At 68.9% G+C, this 17,910-nt stretch carries 10 protein-coding genes and 1 pseudogene; 5 read left to right on the forward strand and 6 right to left on the reverse strand.

From position 1 onward, the window contains the following. Together C6Y14_RS26175 and C6Y14_RS26180 are read right to left on the reverse strand one after the other, a co-directional pair. Entirely contained in the window at positions 1 to 1,155 is a 1,155-nt protein-coding gene (locus tag C6Y14_RS26175) for an acyl-CoA dehydrogenase family protein (RefSeq protein WP_107019289.1), read from the reverse strand. Positions 1,156 to 1,241: 86 nt separating this feature from the next. After that, positions 1,242 to 2,885, reverse strand: a complete 1,644-nt coding sequence (locus C6Y14_RS26180) for an aldehyde dehydrogenase family protein (protein ID WP_199854862.1) — start codon at positions 2,883 to 2,885, stop codon at positions 1,242 to 1,244. 181 nt (positions 2,886 to 3,066) lie between these two features. Between C6Y14_RS26180 and C6Y14_RS26185 the strand changes: the two genes are divergently transcribed. Further along, complete coding sequence (locus C6Y14_RS26185; protein ID WP_107019291.1) at positions 3,067 to 4,065, forward strand: bifunctional lysylphosphatidylglycerol flippase/synthetase MprF; 999 nt, start codon at positions 3,067 to 3,069, stop codon at positions 4,063 to 4,065. A gap of 110 nt (positions 4,066 to 4,175) precedes the next feature. Here C6Y14_RS26185 and C6Y14_RS45185 read toward each other — a convergent pair whose 3' ends face one another. Next, on the reverse strand, positions 4,176 to 4,649 hold the full coding sequence (locus C6Y14_RS45185) for an AfsR/SARP family transcriptional regulator (RefSeq protein ID WP_225891317.1): 474 nt from the start codon (positions 4,647 to 4,649) through the stop codon (positions 4,176 to 4,178). A gap of 15 nt (positions 4,650 to 4,664) precedes the next feature. Further along, positions 4,665 to 4,853, reverse strand: a pseudogene (locus C6Y14_RS45190) (AfsR/SARP family transcriptional regulator); the annotation flags it as partial. Positions 4,854 to 5,516: 663 nt separating this feature from the next. Here C6Y14_RS45190 and C6Y14_RS26195 point away from each other — a divergent pair. The 4 genes from C6Y14_RS26195 to C6Y14_RS26210 all read left to right on the forward strand — a co-directional run bounded on the left by C6Y14_RS26195 (position 5,517) and on the right by C6Y14_RS26210 (position 10,196). Beyond that, entirely contained in the window at positions 5,517 to 6,392 is an 876-nt protein-coding gene (locus tag C6Y14_RS26195; protein WP_107019293.1) for a dioxygenase family protein, read from the forward strand. A 23-nt stretch (positions 6,393 to 6,415) separates the two neighbouring features. Next, a complete protein-coding gene (locus C6Y14_RS26200) occupies positions 6,416 to 7,471 on the forward strand; it encodes a maleylacetate reductase (RefSeq protein ID WP_107019544.1) in 1,056 nt (351 codons plus the stop codon). 149 nt (positions 7,472 to 7,620) lie between these two features. Beyond that, positions 7,621 to 9,093 (forward strand): glycoside hydrolase, encoded by a 1,473-nt coding sequence (locus C6Y14_RS26205; protein WP_107019294.1) that lies wholly within the window; start codon positions 7,621 to 7,623, stop codon positions 9,091 to 9,093. A gap of 188 nt (positions 9,094 to 9,281) precedes the next feature. Beyond that, positions 9,282 to 10,196, forward strand: a complete 915-nt coding sequence (locus C6Y14_RS26210) for a YceI family protein (protein WP_225891285.1) — start codon at positions 9,282 to 9,284, stop codon at positions 10,194 to 10,196. Positions 10,197 to 10,513: 317 nt separating this feature from the next. Here C6Y14_RS26210 and C6Y14_RS26215 read toward each other — a convergent pair whose 3' ends face one another. Further along, positions 10,514 to 10,921, reverse strand: a complete 408-nt coding sequence (locus C6Y14_RS26215; protein WP_107019295.1) for a hypothetical protein — start codon at positions 10,919 to 10,921, stop codon at positions 10,514 to 10,516. Continuing rightward, on the reverse strand, positions 10,921 to 17,829 hold the full coding sequence (locus C6Y14_RS26220; protein ID WP_159074315.1) for a polymorphic toxin-type HINT domain-containing protein: 6,909 nt from the start codon (positions 17,827 to 17,829) through the stop codon (positions 10,921 to 10,923). The genes C6Y14_RS26215 and C6Y14_RS26220 overlap by 1 nt, the downstream gene beginning before the upstream one ends. Positions 17,830 to 17,910: the final 81 nt, after the last annotated feature.

Consider the following 17,910-nt stretch of genomic DNA (forward strand, 5'->3'; position numbering starts at 1 on the left):
TCACGCGAGCCGCAGCGGACTGCCCGCCACGTGCTCCAGATAGGGGGCGGCGAAGCTCGCCCGGGACGGCGGGTGGAAGCCGAGCCCGTGCGAGACGGCGGCGAGATACGCGACCTCGGACGAGGCGATGAAGGCCGTCCCGCCGAGCATCTCGACCGCCCGCCGCACCGCCCCGCCCAGCGCGTCCTGCGCCGCGAACCGTGCCACGAGAGCCTTGCCGAGCGCCGCGTCGTCGCTCTCACCGTCCCGCAGCATCCGGGCGACACCCTCAAGGAGCAGGTTGGCCGTTTCCAGCCGCGTCACCAGGTCGGCACGGTCCGACGTACTGTGCTTCCGTACGAGAGCCCGCTCGACCAGTGCGCCGGCCGCGCCCGAGTAGCAGGCGGAGATGAGCAGTTCGAACCAGAGGAAGCCGGTCGTCTGCAGTTCGTCGAGCCGGCCCGGTCCGGCGGCGGCCGTCCGCATGAGCAGCTGCTCGTCCACGAAGACGTCGGTCAGCCGCACCTCGTCGCTCTCCGCCCCGGCCAGCGCCCAGCTCTTCCAGAAGGGGTGCACGCCGATGCCCTCGGTGGCCCGGGGCAGCAGCATCACCGCGAGCTCCGTACCGTCACCGTCGTGGCCCTCTTCGCCCTCCTTGCTGGGGAGCGCCACGCTCGCCGTCAGCAGGTCCATCGACGCGGAGAGGCTGCACGGCTTCTTGCTGCCGTTCACCAGATAGCCGCCCTCGACCGCCTTCGCCCGGACCGTCGGCGCGAGGATGCCCTGTCCCGGCCGCCCCTCGGCGAACCCGGAGGCCACCAACAGGCCCTGTTCGGCGATGCCTTCGAGCAGGGCCCACTCCATACCGGAGCGCTGCACGCTGTCGGCGAGGGTGAACAGGGTGGCCACGGAGAAGTGGTGCATGGTCGTGGCGACCGCCAGGGACGGCGAGTGAGCGCCGACCGCGCGGACGACCGCGAGCGCCTGGAGCGGGTCGGCCCCACCGCCGTGATACCTGGTGGGGATCACCAGGCCCGGGCCCCCGCAGGCCCGGAAATGGTCGAGCGCCGGGCTGCCCGGCGCCTCCAGTTCGGGCAGGGGTATGTCGTCGAGCTTGTCGAGCAGGCCGGGGAGAAAGGCCTCACAGGTCTCCCGGGCGTGGTCCATCGAACGCATGGGTTCCTCGAACTGTCGGATGTCTGGGTGTTCGTGATCGGCCGTCCACGAGCCGTGTCGGAAGCGGTGACCGTGCTTGGCCGTGTTCAGGCCGCGGGGCGGTCACCGGTGCCGAAGACCGCGTCCCGGGGACGGATCCCGCCCGGGGAGACGCTGACGCCCTGGACGTGCGTGGTGCGCAGGGCCGGGTAGTTGGCCTCGCCGAACACCCCGCCGGTCAGGCCGGTGCCGCCGTGCGAGGGCAGATAGGGCAGGAACCCGATGTGCGAGTCGTTGACCTTGAGCAGACCGCCCTCGGTGACCCGGTCGACGAAGCGGTCGACCACCTCGCGGTCGGCGGCCCACAGCGAGTTGCGCAGCCCGTAGCCCGTGCTGTTCACGAAGTCGATGAACTTCTCCAACAGCCTTTCGTCGTCGTCCGGTTCGGCCACGATCACGGGCAGCAGCGGGAAGAACGTCTCCTGGCTGACGGCCGTCATGCGCCGGGCGTCCGTCAGCCCGCGGACCAGGACGACGGTCGGCTCCAGGAAGATGCCCGCCGGGTCGCGCGTACCATCGACCAGCATCGCGTGCCCGCCGCAGACCAGCTCGGCGCCCTGCAGCAGGGCGTCGTCCAGGCAGTCGAAGAACTTCTCGTTGCGCAGCACCGGTGTGAGCAGTACGTCCTCGTCGCCCGCCCGGCCGGGCTTGACCAGCCGGGCCTGGCGCACCAGTTCGGCCAGCAGCCGTTCGGCCACGTCCGGATGGACGACGACCTGGTTGGGGATCATGCACAGCTGACCCGAGCCGAAGAACCCCTCGGTCAGCGCCTCGGCGGCCAGCTCGACATCGGCGTCCTTCCAGACCGTCACCACGTCGTTGCCGGCCAGCTCCAGGATCGGCTTCTTGCCCGCGGTCACGCACCGGTCCTGGAAGCGGATGCCCGCCTCGCTGCTGCCGAAGTACATGATGTCGTCGACCAGCGGGCTGTCCAGCCAGGCGTTCAGCAGGGGAGCGGGGTCGCCGCAGACCACCCCGAGCGTGCCGGGGGGAGCGCCCACCTCGTCCAGCACGGGGGCCACCAGCTCCTGCAGCGCGTACATCACCCCGAGCGGTCCGCTCCTCGGAGCGCGTACGACCAGGGCGTTCCCCGCGAAGATCGCGTGCACCCCGAGCAGGGCGCTGGACATCGGAGCGTTCTGCGGCGGATTCAGACAGACCACACCGTCCGGCCTGCGGCGTACGGAGATCTCCCGGACGCCGTGCCGGAACTCCTGGTGCAGCTGCGAGTGGTAGAAGCCGACGGACTCGGGACCCCAGCACTCCAGCATCCCGGAGACCTGCCAGCGGGCCAGCACCCTGGGATGCCCCTCCTGGACCAGGATCTCCTCGATCTCCTCGGCGCGTTCGGTGATCCGGCGGTGCAGCAGCGTGCACACCCGGTCGAGCCTGACCTCCAGCGGCACGGCCGCCCACTCGACGGCGGCCCGGGACGCGGCCTCAAGAGCCAGCCGCACCTCGTCCGGACCGGCCTTGGCGACCCGTCCGACGATCGAGGGCGGCAGTTCCCCGTCCGGGGCCTGGCCGCGTTCGAGGCGCCGCTTGAGCGTCAGGTTGGAGAAGGCGTCGTCGAGCAGCGCGGCCGCGTCGACCACGTACACCCAGTCGTCCCCCGGAACGCTCCGGCCGCCGATGTACGAACCGTAGCTCCGCGCGCCGGGACCCAGCCGCACCTCATTTCCCTCACGCACTTCACGAGCCCTCGCCTGTATTCCGGTCACACCGGCCCCCCGATCGATCTCCCGCTGATTTCCCACAAGCTGCCAGCCGGCGCTGAGAAGGGTCTGACACCGGACTGAGACGGGCGTTTCAGGCGGATCGAAGGGCGGATCGACAGGGTGGGGAATTGATGCGACGACAGGGGGACGGGATATGTCAACCACCCGGGAGACGGCGACCTTCGACAGGGTTATGTACGCGCTCGGCGAGTACGCGGAGAATTCCAGCGCGTTCCTCGCTCTGAACACCGGGAACGAGTACTTCACCCGGCCCGGGAGCGCGGGAGTAATCGTCTTCCGGCGCGCGGGCCGCTATCTGATCCAGTTCGGCGGCCCCTTGGCCGCCGAGAGCGAGAAGCCCGAACTCCTCACCGCCTTCCTGGAATTCGCCGCAGCACAGCGCCGGCGGGTCGTCGCCGTACAACTGCAGGGCGAGGACGTCGAGCTGCACGCCCGCGCCGGGTTCACCGTGAACCAGATCGGCTGCTCCTACGCGCTGGCGCTGCCCGACTTCACCCTCAAGGGCACCCGGTTCGTCAAACTCCGCAACAAGATCTCGCGGGCCCGTCGGGCTGGCCTTGAGGTCGACGAGATGCCGCTCGACGAGGTCGCCGACGAACTGGCCGCCGTGGACCGGCCCTGGCTGCGCGCCAAGGGACGGCATGTGAAGGAGATCGAGTTCCTGGTCGGACAGCTGGGCGGCCCCGCGCAGGCTGAACGGCGGCTCTTCGTGGGCCGGATCGAGGGGAAGGCCGTCGCCTACATCTCGTACTCACCGGCGTACGGCCGGCACCCCGGGTGGCTGCACGATCTGACCCGCCGGGTGCCGTCGAGCACGCCCGGGGTCCTGGAAGCCGTCAACCTGCGGGCCATCGAGGTGTTCCGCAGCGAGGGCGCGCAGTGGCTGCACCTCGGGTTCACGCCCTTCACCGGGCTGTCCGAGGAGCACGAGCCGGCCGCGGCCAGCGCGCTGACCGGCCGTTTCCTCCGGTTCCTCGCCGACCACGGGGAGCGGGTGTACCCGGCGGCGAGCCAACTCGCGTACAAGGAGAAATGGGCGCCGGGCCTGGTGCTCCCGCAGTACCTCGCCTTCCATGGGCGGGCGCGTGCGGGCGCGGTGTGGCGGCTGCTGCGGGTGACGAAGTCGGTGTGACGGTGGTGAGGGCGGCCAAGCCGGTGCGCCGGTGGTGGGGATGACGGCGGTGGGGCGGTGCCGCCACCGGGTGGGTCCCGGCGTCGGCACCGCCCCGTGCGGGGCGTTGTTCAGACGGTCAGCGGTTCCCGTCGCAGCACCCTCTCGAACTGCGCCCGCAGCGCGTCCCCCGGCTCAAGGCCCAGGTTGTCGGCGAGCCGCCGCCGGGTGCGGTGGTAGACGTCCAGTGCCTCCGCCTGCCGTCCCGACCGGTAGAGCGCGGTGATGAGCTGCTCGCAGAAGCGCTCACGCAGTGGATAGCGCGCGTGCAGCGGATGCAGCTCCGTGATGATCTCCCGGTGCCGGCCCAGCCGCAGCTCGGCGTCGAAGAGGTACTCGTACGCCGTCAGCCGCGTCTCGGTGAGCCGGGTGTACGCCATCCTGCTGATCAGGCCCTGCCCGGTGTCCAGGAGCGCCGGCCCCCGCCACAGGGCGAGCGCCTGGTTCAGCAGGGGGATCGCCTGGCCCGGCGCGGACCTGTGGAGCGTGGCCGCCTGCCGGGTCAGATTGCAGAAGAGTGAGGCGTCGATGTCATTCTCGGGCAAGGAAAGCATGTATCCGAAACTCGATGTGCGGATCAGATCACGCAGATTGTCCTTTCCGGTGTGCGTGTCAATGATGCGGCGAAGACGGGCGACATGACCGTGCAGGGAGTTCTCCGCATTGCGCGGAAGATCCTCGCCCCACAACTCGTCGATCAGATCACTGCGTGACACCGGCCTGTTGGGTGAGAGTGCCAGTGCGGCCACAGTTGCCCGGAGTTTCTCGCCGGGCAGACGCAGCGTGACGGGGCCATCCGTGAGTTCTAATGGCCCGAGCAGGCGAACCTTCAATTTTTCCCCCGTGGTTCAAGCGTGTACGAACGCGTGAGGGAAGGGTAATTCCCGCTTTCGGGTGGAGCAATGCGGTTGTCCCAGAGGTGAGGTGTCCCACTGTTCGTGGTGTCATTCGCCTTTCCCGCCCCGTTGGTCCCGTGGCTTTCGCGGCGGCCCGGCGGTGTCCACGGTACCCCTTGTTGTTGAAGGAACAACAAGGGGTGGTTCGGGTCGGCGGGCCCGTGCGGGTGCGTCGTGGTCGCCCGCGCAGTTCCCCGCGCCCGCCCCTGGGGGTGGGTGGTTCGGGTTGGGGGCTTGTGCGGGTGCGTCGTGGCTGAGCGCGCAGTTCCCCGCGCCCCTGGGGGGTCTGGGTTGTGGGTTTGTGCGGGTGTGTCGTGGTTGGCCGCGCAGTTCCTCGCGCCCCTCAGGGGGCAGGGGCGGCCGCGGCTGCATTCGTGGTCGCCCGCGCAGTTCCCCGCGCCCCCTGAGGGGTCGGACCGGGCGTCTGCCCCGTAGGCGCGGCGGTCCCGTGGGGCGTCGGCGCGGGACCATACTTGGTGGTTGCCGGGAGCGTGGAGCGAGAGGGTGGAGGGCGTCATGAGTGTCGATGCCGGTGGGGACACGGTCACCGCCGAGGCCGTACGCAGCCTCGGCGCGGATACCGATCCACGGTTGCGCGAGCTGCTGAGCGCGCTCGTCCGGCACGTGCACGACTTCGCCCGCGAGACCCGGCTCACCCAGCGGGAGTGGGAGCGGGCGATCGGATTCCTGACCGCGACCGGGCAGACGTGCACCGACACCCGCCAGGAGTTCATCCTCCTCTCCGACGTGCTCGGGCTCTCGATGCTCGTGGAGACCCTGAACGCCGACCGCGGCCCGGGCGCCACCGAATCCACCGTCCTCGGGCCCTTCCATATGACGGAGTCCCCCGTCCGCGAACTCGGCGCAGACATCGACCTCGTGGGCAGCGGCGAACCGTGCGTGGTCAGCGGGCGCGTACTGTCCCAGGACGGCACCCCGCTGCCCGGAGCGACCCTCGACGTGTGGCAGGCCGACGCCCACGGCTTCTACGACGTGCAGCAGCCCGGCGTCCAGCCCGCGGGCAACGGCCGAGGCCTCTTCACCACCGACGCGCGAGGCCGCTTCCACTTCCGCACCTGCGTACCGAGCCCGTACCCCATCCCGACCGACGGCCCGGTCGGCGACCTGCTCCGCGCGACCGGCCGGCACCCCTACCGCCCGGCGCACATCCACTTCATCGCCGGCGCCGAGGGACACACCCCGGTCACCACGCACATCTTCGTGGCCGGCAGCGACTACCTCGACTCGGACGCCGTCTTCGCGGTGAAGCACAGTCTCGTCCAGGACTTCGCGGAGACCGACGACCCGGCCCTGGCACAGGAGTTCGGCATCCCGAACCCCTTCAGACACGCCCGCTTCGACCTCGTACTGACCCCGGAGCGGACCACGTGAACTTCTCCTACGAGGCACAGCCCATGCGCGTCGTCTTCCGGCCCGGCGCCTCCGTGACCGCTACGGCCGGCGAGGTCGAACGGCTCGGGCTGCGCCGGGTGCTCGTGGTGTCCGGCGCGCGCGGCGCGGACACGGCGCGGGCGGTCGCGGACTCGCTGGGCGACCTCTGCGCGGGCGTGCACGCCGAGGCCCGTATGCACGTCCCGGCCGAGGTCGCGGACCGGGCCGTCCAGGTGGCGCGGGAGAGGGGAGCCGACGGCTGTGTCGCGGTCGGCGGCGGCTCGGCGATCGGCCTCGGCAAGGCGATCGCGCTGCGCACCGGCCTGCCGCTGATCGCCGTCCCCTCGACCTACTCCGGCTCCGAGGCGACCCCCGTCTGGGGCCTCACCGAGCACGGCGCCAAACGCACCGGCCGCGACCCGTCGGTCCTCCCGCGCAGCGTCGTGTACGACCCCGAACTCACCCTCTCCCTGCCCGTACCGCTCTCCGTCACCAGTGGGGTCAACGCCGTCGCGCACGCCGTCGAGGCGCTGTACGCCCCCGACACCTCGCCCCTGATCGCCCTGATGGCCGAGGAGGGCGTACGGGCGATGACCTCGGCGCTCCCGGAGATCGCCGCCGAGCCGACGGACCCGGAGGTCCGCAGCCGCGCGCTCTACGGGGCCTGGCTCTGCGGTTCCTGTCTGGGCGCGACCACGATGGGCCTGCACCACAAGCTCTGCCACGTGCTGGGCGGGACGTTCGGACTCCCGCACGCCGAGACGCACACGGTGGTCCTGCCGTACGCCCTCGCGTTCAACGCGCCCGCCGCCCCCGCGGCCGTACGGGCGCTGAACCGTGCCCTCGGCACCGACGACGCCCCGCACGCCCTGTGGACCCTCGCCGGAGACCTCGGTGCACCCCGCTCCCTCGCCGGGCTCGGTCTGGCGCGGCCCGATCTGAAGGCGGCGGCCGAGCTGGTCGCGCAGCAGGCGTACGCCAATCCGCGCCCGGTCACGGCGGAGGACGCGCTGACCGTGCTGGAGGCGGCGTACGTGGGGTCGGCCCCTCGCGTTGCTGCGACCTCATCCCCGTCCTGACATACGGCTGCGGCGATTTCCAGAGGGCTGCGTGCCCCTCAAGGTTCCGCAAGCTATCGAAAGAGAAAGCGCTGTCATGCGTCTCGACAAGCGTTTGTGGCCGCCCCATTCTTCAAACAGGTTGTGGCATGAGCCTGACAGGAGACCTCATGATCAAGCGCAGATCACTGCTGGCGGCGGCGGGAGGCACGCTGCTGGGCGGTGCGCTGGCGACAGGCACCGCCCGGGCCGACGCGACCATCGCGGTCAACCCCGCGACCAGCTACGGGCGTTGGGAGGGCTGGGGCACCTCCCTCGCCTGGTGGGCCAACGTCTTCGGCGCACGCGACGACTTCGCCGACATCTTCTTCACCACCAAGTCCGTGGCGTACGGCGGCCGGACCCTGCCCGGCCTCGGGCTGAACATCGCCCGCTACAACCTGGGCGCGTGCAGCCCCAACAGCGTGGGCGGCCAGAGCATGGTGGCTTCGCCCAACATCCCGGCGTTCAAGCAGATCGAGGGCTTCTGGCAGGACTGGAACAACGAGGACCCCACGTCCTCCGCCTGGGACTGGACGGCCGACGCCAACCAGCGCGCCGCCCTGGTCAAGGCGACCCAACGAGGGGCGGTCTCCGAGTTGTTCGCCAACTCGCCCATGTGGTGGATGTGCCTCAACCACAACCCCTCCGGCGCGTCCGGCGGCGGCAACAACCTCCAGTCGTGGAACTACCGTCAGCACGCCTCCCACCTGGCCGCCGTCGCGCTGCGCGCGAAGAACAACTGGGGTGTGAACTTCGCGACCGTCGACCCGTTCAACGAGCCTTCGTCCAGCTGGTGGACCGCCACGGGCACGCAGGAGGGCTGCCACATGGACGCCACCGTCCAGGCGGCCGTCCTGCCGTACATGCGCAGCGAGCTGGACACCCGCGGGCTGTCCGGCGTCAGGCTCTCGGCATCCGACGAGACGAGCTACGACCTGGCGCGTACGACCTGGAACTCCTTCGGGTCGTCGACGAAGGCGCTGGTCAGCCAGGTCAACGTGCACGGCTACCAGGGCTCCGGCGGCCGTCGCGACCTCCTCCACACGGACGTCGTCACGACGGCGGGCAAGAAGCTCTGGAACTCGGAGACCGGGGACAGCGACGGCACCGGCCTCACCCTGGCGAGCAATCTCTGCCTGGACTTCCGCTGGCTGCACCCGACCGCCTGGGTGTACTGGCAGGTGATGGACCCCTCCACCGGCTGGGCGATGATCGCGTACGACGCGAATACCCTGCAGCCGACGACCGTGCAGACCAAGTACTACGTGATGGCCCAGTTCAGCCGGCACATCCGCCCCGGGACGACCATCATCGACACCGGGGTCGGCTACGCGGTCGCCGCGCACGACGCGACCCAGAAACGCCTGGTCGTCGTCGCGGTCAACTCCGGCGCGGCGCAGACGCTCACCTTCGACCTGTCCCGCTTCTCCGCGGTCACCGGCAGCACGGGGGGACTCGTACGACGCTGGAACACGCTCACCTCCGGCAGCGGCGACCTCTACACCGCCCGCGCGGACACCTACCTGAACGGCAAGAGCCTGAGCGTGCCGTTCGCCGCCGCGTCGGTGCAGACCTTCGAGATCGACGGGGTCACTGTGTGACGGCCCCCGGCCCGGACGCACTGACCAGGACGCACCGACCAGGGCGGTGGTGCCGTCGCCCCGGGTGGGCGGGTGTCTCGTAATGAGACACCCGCCTTCGCGCGTCCGGATCCAGAATCGGTATGAACTGCGTGCTGTTTCGCCGGGGCTCCGACGCAGCCGACGAAAGCCGATGAAAGGTGCACACCATGGCCCTCGCACTGCTCCGCCGCCGACGGCGGGAGCGGGCCTCCGGTACCGGCGCGACAGGCGTCGCGCTTCCCCTCCCGCCCGGCGCGGGCGCCCTGGGCCGCGAGGTCGTCGACCCCATGGGCCAGCCGATGGGCGCGGCCGACGTGACGGTCACGGCGCTGGACACGCACCGGATCGTGGCCCGCGGCACCACAGACCCGTACGGCTACTTCTTCGCGGCGCTGCCGCCGGGCCGGTACAGCCTGATGATCGCGGCCGAGGGCCTGCACCCCCACCGTGAGACGGTCGACGTGGCGGCAGGTCCTCCCGCTCCAGCCGAGCAGATCCACCTCCAGCCCGCCCGCCGACTGGAACTGCCCTCGCCCGGCACCTGGCTCTTCGACCCGCCGCACACGGCGATCCGGTTCATCGCCAAGCATGTCGGCATGGCTCATGTGCACGGCCGCTTCGAGCGGTTCGACGGCGGCATCCAGATCGCCGACGACATGGCGGACTCCCGGCTGCACGTCCGCATCGACGCGTCGAGCATCACCACCGGCAACCGCACACGCGACGACCACCTGCGGTCCGGTGATTTCCTGGACGTCGAACGATTCCCGCACATCGACTTCCACAGCACACGGTTCGCGTACCGCGGCGGCAGCAAGTGGACCGTGCACGGTTCGCTGACGATGCACGGGGTGAGCCGGTCGGTGGGGCTGGACACGACGTATCTCGGGACGGTGGACGGGGGTACGGGGAGGAGTTGCGGTGCGCGGCTCTCGCCAAGGCAGAGCTGCACCGCGAGGACTACCCTGAACTGGCGCTCGATGCTGGCACGAGGCATCGCGGTGGTCGGCCCGACGGTCCAACTCGAACTGGACGTCCAGGCGATGTACCGCACACACGACACGCCTACGCCACCGGGGTGAGGGCGCGGCCTGGGCTGATCGGCGTGGACGGGAAAGAGACGAGCTGCACGCCCACGCTTTCAGTCTCGCCACGGACGACGGGCCTGAGGACTCCGCTGACCACCCAAGCTTGATCGCGTCGGAACACACCGAAGCACAAGAGACAAACGGACTGCGTCGCGTCCGGCCCCGGCGACCCACGCGCCGCAGCCGTCGTCCGCAGACGTTGCTTCAGTGTCGCCGTCACATACACAGGGGCTTCACCAGAATCCATTCTGGTGAAGCCCCTGTGTACTTGCTGAAGTGCTGACAGGCAGGAACTCGCCCGTCCTTCTCAGCTATTCGATCCTGGCACGTATGAGAGCGTCCACGGCCCTGCGTAGGGCTGCCTTCAGTTTCTCTCGTTCGTCGCGTACTTGGTCGATCTTCTTGCCGGACGCCTGGTAGGCGGTCTCAAACGCGACCCACGCCTCGTAGGTCACAAGCAATGCCGCAGAAGATTCCCGGCCCAGTTCAGCCTGTTGACGAAACCCCAGCGGCGGCTTGTGACTTCCAATCCACAGTTCGAGCCGGGCATGTTCAGCCATATACTGCGCGGCGAGTTCGACCACGTCATTCCCGACGATGTTACTGCCGATCACCTGCACGCCGAGGTTGAGTCCAGGCGATGCCGTCGGGGCGCACAGCTGCTCAGGCACTTCGCTGGACGGCTGCGGACCTTTCAGCCAATCCCAGTCGCCTGCCATCACAACCTCCTTCGTTCAAAGTTCGTTTCCAGGAGCCAGCTTGCAATTTCCATCGATTGCGAGACTGGCATCTCATATCCCCCGGCCTTGAGGATCCTTGCACAGAACGTCACGCAATTATTTGCGTCGCGGTCATGCGGCCCCAGATTGTTGTCATCCAGGAAATATTCCTGCGCCTTCTGCGCTCGCCTTGCATTCGGCAGAGGCACTCGAATGACGTCAGTGCCGCGAGAATGAGAAGCACCCCGCAGGCCAACGATGGAGTCCTCTCCCACTTGCGAGCCCGCCTCAGTGTGAATGGTTCTGCTGTTGTGCGTCACCGCGATCGATGCGTGACCCTGTTCCATGTCCAGGTAAACATCCGCGTAGCCCGCGTCTCCACAGTTATGAACCAGGACCGGGGTTGCATCCGCCAGCACATAGTACGTGTGTACGTCCGCGACCGTCAGGTTGTGGACGGCCGCTGCCTGTGTCCAGCGCTTGACGCCGGCGATCTGGATCCTGGTGCCGGAACCGCTTTCCAGCCACTGGCCGGTTTTCAGGTCCGTCGCGTCGATCCACTCGTCGAGTTGGGGAACCCAGAAGGGATGGTTGTCCGTCGCGGTGACGGAGGCCGTCTTCGCGCCCTTCTTGCCGTCGACGTCGATCGTGACCTTGACGAGCTTCTTGGCGCCCTTGCCCTTGATCTCGGCCGTGACCAGCTTCGCCTCGACCACGCCGGTCTTCGGGTCCTTGGCAAGGACCTTGTCGCCGATGCGGACTTTCTTGATGGCCTTGGTTCTGCCGTCGGCCATCTTCACCCTGGTATTTGGCGTGAAGCTGTTGTCGCATGAGGGAAGTTTTCGGATTTTGGCGTTGAGCGCGCTCATCGCCGATTTCCCTCTGTCCGCCGCGCCCTTCAACGCCGCGGCCTTGTCGTCCCACTTCATCCAGTTCTTGAAACTGCTGAAGAGCTTGCCGACCAAGCCGCTCACGCGCTTACCGAGGGCGATGCCCTTCTTCCAGTTCCACGGCAGGCCGTACTTGGCCGCCAGTTTTCCGACGGCTCCGCCGACCATGCTGGAGGCGATGTTCACAGCGGTGGCGCCGCAGGAACCGAGGCTGCCCGTGGTGAAACAGTCGAGGGCGTCCGTGATGCCGAGTTCGTCGGCGATGATGCTGCCGAGTTCCTTGGCCGTGGCGATCGCACGGGCCTTGGCGGCGGACGCCTTGGCAGCCGCCTCGTTGTACTTGCGGACGGCCGTCGTGTCGCGCTGGGCCATCAGGCCGTAGCGAACGGGGTCCCGGTCGATGTAGTTCTGCAGGACCTGCGCGTTGCCGAACCCGAGGCCGCTGACCTCGTCGTAGATCATCAGCCCGGTCGGGTCCGAGAACGTGACGGGGTTGTTGTTGGCGTAGGCGTAGCCGTTGATCTGCTGCGGGTCCGAGAAGTCGATCATCGGGTCGGCCGAGACGAACCGCCCGTTCTCGGGTTCGTACTCGCGGGCCCCGATATGGGTGAGACCGGTCGCCTCGTCCACCGGTTTACCGAGGAAGCCCTTGTCGTCCACCCACGGCTTGCCCGCGGGTTCACGCGGGGTGCCGAAGGGGTCCATCCGACGGCGGGTGATCGAGCCGTTCGCCGCGTCGACCGCCAACGACATCGTGCCGTGGTGGTCACCGGAGAGGAACTGCACACCCTTGGGGGTGCGGATCGCGATCGTCTGTCCGGCGAACCCGTAGTAGCGGGTCCCTTCCAGGGTGCGGGTGGCGGTGTTGAGCTTCAGCTCCATGCCCGGCAGGTAGAGGGTCTCTGCCCCCGGCTCCTTGCGCACCAGGCGGCTGCCGCTCGCGTCGTAGAGGAAACTGCTGGTCTCGCTGCCTTCGACCACCTTGGAGAGCTGCCCGCCGGCGCTCCACTGGAGGTCCTGGGTGTTGCCGTCGCGCACCCGTACGTCGGTCTGGCCCGCTTCGGTGTAGTCGAAGCTGTCCTGGCTGCTGACGGCAGGCGTGGTGCCGTGGGCAGGAGTGCTCTGCGTCATCGTGCTGAGCTGGTGGGGGCCGTCGGCGCCGTCACCGTAGGTGTACGTGCGGGTGGAGTCGGGCTTGCCGCCGAAGCCCTTGAGGATCTGCTTGGTCCGGTTGCCGGCCAGGTCGTAGTCGAAGGTCTGCCAGTAGGGCGCCGCGCCGCCGATCGTGGCACCGGTCGGGGCGGAGGCGCATGCGGCGTCCTTGGCGCCGGTGCCGAGCGCGTCGTTCGAAGCGTTCGTGGTGGTCCAGGCAGAGCTCAGCCGGCGCTGCCAGTCGTAGGTGAAGCACTGGACGTCGGCCGTGTTACCGGTCGGGGTGTCCGCGATCGACATGATGTTGCCGGCCGGGTCGTACGTGTAGTTGGTGTCGGCCGCGACGGAGGTGGCGCCCTCGTAGTCGACACGGGTGTTCGTCAGGCGGTTGGTGCCGCGCTCGTAGGCGTAGCTGAGCCAGGTCTTCTTGGCCGTTCCGCCGTTGCTCAGTTCCAGCTGCTGGAGCTGGGACGTGGGGGCGTAGCGGGCCGCGTTGACGTAGGAGGTGCCCAGCGAACTCGTCAGCGAGGTGGGCCGCTGGAGGTCGTCGTAGCTGGTGGTCAGGGTTTCCGCCGGGAGGCCGCCTGCGGCGGGCATCCGTACGGACTGGACGGTGCCGTCCTTGTTGTACTGCGTGCCGAACTCGTAGGTGCCCTTGAGTTCGGCGGCCTGGGAACCGGCCAGGGTGACGCGGGTGACCGTCGGTTGGTACATGGCATCGAGCTCGGCGATGACGGAGGTCGCCTGGACGACGCCGTTCTCGTAGCGGTAGCTGCCGACGCTCCGGCCCTTGGCATTGGGGAGGGAGTCGTAGGTGTTGACCGTCAGCTTGGTCCCTGTGTCCGGCTCTCCCTCCCAGGTCGACAGGACACGGCCGAGCTTGTCGTACTTGGTCGAGATCTTCTTGTTGCGTGAGTCCGTGGTGGACAGCAGGCGGTCCATCGTGTCGTACTCGAACAGGGTCTTGCCCGTGTCCGGGTCCTGCGCCCAGGCCTTGCGGCCGATCTGGTCGTATCCGTAGGACCAGACGTTGCCGGCCTGGTCCTTGACGGTGTCGGCCTGGCCGGCGGGGGTGTACGTGTAGTACATGGACTCGAAGCCGGTGGTGGCCGTCGGCTCCGGCTTGTCACCCTGGTAGCGGCGCACCTCGACGGTGCGTCCGTGGGCGTCGGTGATGGTGGTGGTCGGCGGCGTGCCGGCGGGCGGGTCGACGTGGACGCGGTCGGCCTCGTGGCTGTAGGTCGTACGCCACTTCTCTTCGCCCGCGACCTGGAAGATGTCGGCCGTCTTGCGGCCCGCGCCGTCGTATTCGGTGCGGCTCTGGGCATCGGTGTCACCGTTCACGGCCTTGAAGACCGTGTCGGTGGGCTCACCGGTGGTGTAGTAGTCGGCGTTCGCCTTCACGATGCGGCCGACGCCGTCGTAGAAGGTGTCCGCGACCATGCGGCCGCCGCCCGGTCCCTCGGTCTGCTCCTGGCGAGGGCGCATCAGCCCGTCGTACAGGGCGTACTCGGAGCCGTACGAGAGCCCGTCCTTCTCGATCTTCTGCGTGCGGACAGCCACCGGGGCCGTCTTGCGAACGAGATAGCTGTACTTGATGGAAGGTGTGGAATCGTCCTTGGCGCGGTCCGGCAGCCAGACGGAGGTCATGCGGCCGAGGGCGTCGTAGGCGAGGTCGGTGCGCTTGCCGTTCATGTCGACCTGCGCGGAGGGGGCACCCCAGGAGCGGACGTACTCCGTGGTCGTCGTCCACGTCAGAGGGTTCGTCTCGACCTTCTTGGTGGTCAGACCGTCCGTCTCGGTGTACTCGATGGTGGTGTAGTTGCCCGCGGGGTCGGTGACCTTGATCGGCCGGCCGAACTTGTCGAAGTCGGCGGGCGTCGCCGCGGTGACGGTCTGATAGGTGCCCGCGGTGCCGTTGTGCGAGACCAGGCGCTCGACCTTGGTGGGGTCGCCCTTGACCGGTGGGGCGCCGAAGGCCAGACCGTCGTAGGACGTGCGGTCGTCGGAGAGGACCTGTGTCTTGCGGTCCGGGGTCCCGGCGCAGTCGACGGCGACCTTCTCCACGCGGGCGACCACGGACAGGATGTGTGCGGTGGAGTTGTCCGCGTACGTGGTGCGGGTGCAGGTGTTGTCGGCGGAGACGCCGGTCCTGCCGTAGTCGTCGGTCTCGGTGGGCCGGCCGGTGGCGGAGTCGTAGCGCGTCGTGGTCGACGTCTCGATCCAGTCGTTGCCCTGTGCGGTGTAGGACTTCGTCGCGGCCGGCCGGACGTAGTAGGCCTTGGTGGTGCCCCAGGACTTGACCCGAGTGGCGGTGACCTTGGTCCAGGCGCTGTTGACCGTCTTGCTGATGAGCTTGTCGGCCGTGTAGGCGCCGTTGTAGGTGGCCGTTTCCAGTTCGTGGCCGGACAGCTCTTCCGCGTCGGTGTGCTCGGCTCCGACGGAGTCGGTGACCGTGCCGCCCAGGCCGCGCAGGTAGGTGTGCTCGGTGCGTGTGTCCGAGGCGCTCACCGAGCCGTCGGAGTTGGTTACGCGGACTTTCCCGTAGCCGCGCCAGTCGCTCCTGGTGCGGTACTCGTCGTCCGAGATGCCGTCGGCCTTCTGCATCTTCCAGCCGGCGTCACCCAGGTAGGTGTACTGGTTGACCATGTCGGGCGCGCCGCCGGTGAGATCGGTCTGCACGACTTTGTCGACGAGGTACTTGTGGAACCAGTCGGTGATGGGATCGGTCTCGCCCGGCGGGTTCCACTTGACGGGGTAGCAGGCCTTGGTCGAGGCGTCGGCGGCGGGAAGGGAGCCGGCCGTGCACTCGGTATCGCGGTAGACGACATCGAGCTGGCCGCCGGTGTCGTTGTCGACGGCGGACAGCCGGAAGCGGTTCATCGCCTGGATGTTGTCGCCGGGCTTGTCGACCCGGTTGGGCAGTTGCTCGCCCAGCAGTTCGACGGAGGGCATCTCGGCGGTGCCGGAACCCGCGTGACCGGTGTGCTTGATGGTGTTGAGCCACAGCGACTTGGATCCGTCGCCGTTGTCGGTGAACAGGTGCCCCAGGTCCCAGCTGTCCACGTCGGCGTACCCGGTGCCGTAGCGGATCTGAGTGGTGACCTTGCTCAGCTTCTTGCGGGTCCAGAAGGTCGGGGAGTTCTGCCCCGCGCACTTGGTGTCGGCCTTGCAGTTCCGGTCCCACGGGACGTCGGGCCACTTCGCGGCCGTGGCGTCGGTGAGATCGCCCGGTTCGCAGTCGGCCGCTGCGGCCAGGCACCGCTCGTCCGTGGTGAAGACCACGCGTGCCGCTGCGGGCGTGCTGTACACACTGCCGGCGCGCTGCCCGTAGTCCGCGCGTTTGAGGTAACCGCCGCGGGTGTAGGACTTGCCGTTCTCCGTGGTCTTCAGACCCTGGGTGTAGTAGTTGGTCTCCTTGCCGTAGAAGTACGACATGGCGTTGCCGTGCGGGTCGACGACGTAGTCGAGGTTCCAGCGCCACGCCTGCTGACAGTGGGCGTCGGCGAGTGTCGCGTCGTAGCAGGGCTCCCCGGAGTCGTCACCGTAGACCGGTACGGTCCAGGCCGATCCGGTCTGCTCGTCGCCGCTGGCGAAGCCGGGCAGGTTGTCGAGGCCGAAGTAGTACTGGGTGCCGTCGGTGGTGGTGACACGCCAGTGCTCACCGTCGTTGTCACCGTTGGCCGCCCCGGTCAGGAGCTCGACCTTGCTGTTGTCGTCGCTGCTGATCCGCCAGGCGCCGGTCTCGTCGTCCTTGATGAGTTCACCGGAGGCGCCGCCGCCCAACTGGATGGTGGCGTTGTCGAAGGCCCAGCACTGGTCACCGTTGGTCTCGGCGTGCCCGTCGTCGGCGCAGCCCTTGTACCGGCGCTCGATGAATCCGGGCTCGTAGCCGAAACCCTGGCCGATCCAGGAGCCCTGGTTGTTCGTCGTGGCCACCTGGCCGTCGACGGACTGGGAGTTGTAGCCCAGGGAGACCGCCGGTCCCAGACCGCCGGGCGCGGGAGGGGTGCGCAGGGGGTAGGACCAGTTGAAGGCACCGGAGGAGTTGGAGACACTCCATTCCGAGGAAGGGGCGAGCGGGGTGGCACCGAAGCTGCCCTGATTGCCGCCGGCTGCCGCCGTGGCCGCCAGTACGGTCGCGCCCGAGGCCGCGGACCGTGCCTTCGGTCCCTGCTGTTCGGGTGCCACGGTGACGTCGGCGGCGAGAGTCCGCGCCGCGGTGCTGTTGGCGCTCTTCAGTGCCCGGGGGGTGGAGCAGCCCGCCTTCTCGGGCGTGGTGAGGACGCAGGCCGGGTACTCGGCCAGGCGCAGGCGTGACCCGTAGGAGCCGCCGTAGGCGTCGGCGAATCCGGAGTAGTCGAGAGTGACGCGCGCCGATCCCGGGTTCTTCGCCCCGTCGGAGCGGGAGACGGTGAAGGCGACTCCGTCGATCCCGGCGGCCCGGGTGGCGGCCCGGCCGAGGACCTTGGCCTGGAGGGCGGTGGCTCGTTCGGTCCTGGCCTTCGGTTTCTTGGCAGGGCCCACCCGCAGCGGCAGGCCACGCACGTCGACGGTCCTGGCGCCGAAGGACACGTCGACGCTCCTGGACGAGGGCCAGGACGCCTTGGGAACGCCGGTGACAGCGGCCTTCTCCGCGGGGTTGCTGTCGTGCGGCTTCGCTTGGAGATTCGTGCCGCGGACGGGATCGCCCAGACCCTTCTGGACGCCGGGGCGGGCGAGCCCCTTGTCCTCGGCCAGGGCCTGAGGGACGTACTGAGGGAGGAGGCCGACGGTGAGGGCTACACCGAGGACCACGACGACACGTGATCTGGTGGCGGTTCTGCGAGCGGGTATGCGCGCGCGGAACCAGGAGGGCGTGGACAACTGCTGCTCCTGGAGAGAGGGGGGTGAGGGCCCGGGGGCACCGGGTGGAGGTGCCCCCGGAACCCGGGGCGAGGTGAGCGG

Source organism: Streptomyces dioscori (genome assembly GCF_003024195.1).
Lineage (GTDB): Bacteria > Actinomycetota > Actinomycetes > Streptomycetales > Streptomycetaceae > Streptomyces > Streptomyces dioscori.

What these genes read in the sequence shown, in the direction of transcription:
- C6Y14_RS26175 (WP_107019289.1), bottom strand. Translation starts at nt 1,155, where the DNA reads ATGCGTTCGATGGACCACGCCCGGGAGACCTGTGAGGCCTTTCTCCCC.
- C6Y14_RS26185 (WP_107019291.1), top strand. Translation starts at nt 3,067, where the DNA reads ATGTCAACCACCCGGGAGACGGCGACCTTCGACAGGGTTATGTACGCG.
- C6Y14_RS26195 (WP_107019293.1), top strand. Translation starts at nt 5,517, where the DNA reads ATGAGTGTCGATGCCGGTGGGGACACGGTCACCGCCGAGGCCGTACGC.
- C6Y14_RS26200 (WP_107019544.1), top strand. Translation starts at nt 6,416, where the DNA reads ATGCGCGTCGTCTTCCGGCCCGGCGCCTCCGTGACCGCTACGGCCGGC.
- C6Y14_RS26205 (WP_107019294.1), top strand. Translation starts at nt 7,621, where the DNA reads ATGATCAAGCGCAGATCACTGCTGGCGGCGGCGGGAGGCACGCTGCTG.
- C6Y14_RS26210 (WP_225891285.1), top strand. Translation starts at nt 9,282, where the DNA reads ATGGCCCTCGCACTGCTCCGCCGCCGACGGCGGGAGCGGGCCTCCGGT.
- C6Y14_RS26215 (WP_107019295.1), bottom strand. Translation starts at nt 10,921, where the DNA reads ATGGCAGGCGACTGGGATTGGCTGAAAGGTCCGCAGCCGTCCAGCGAA.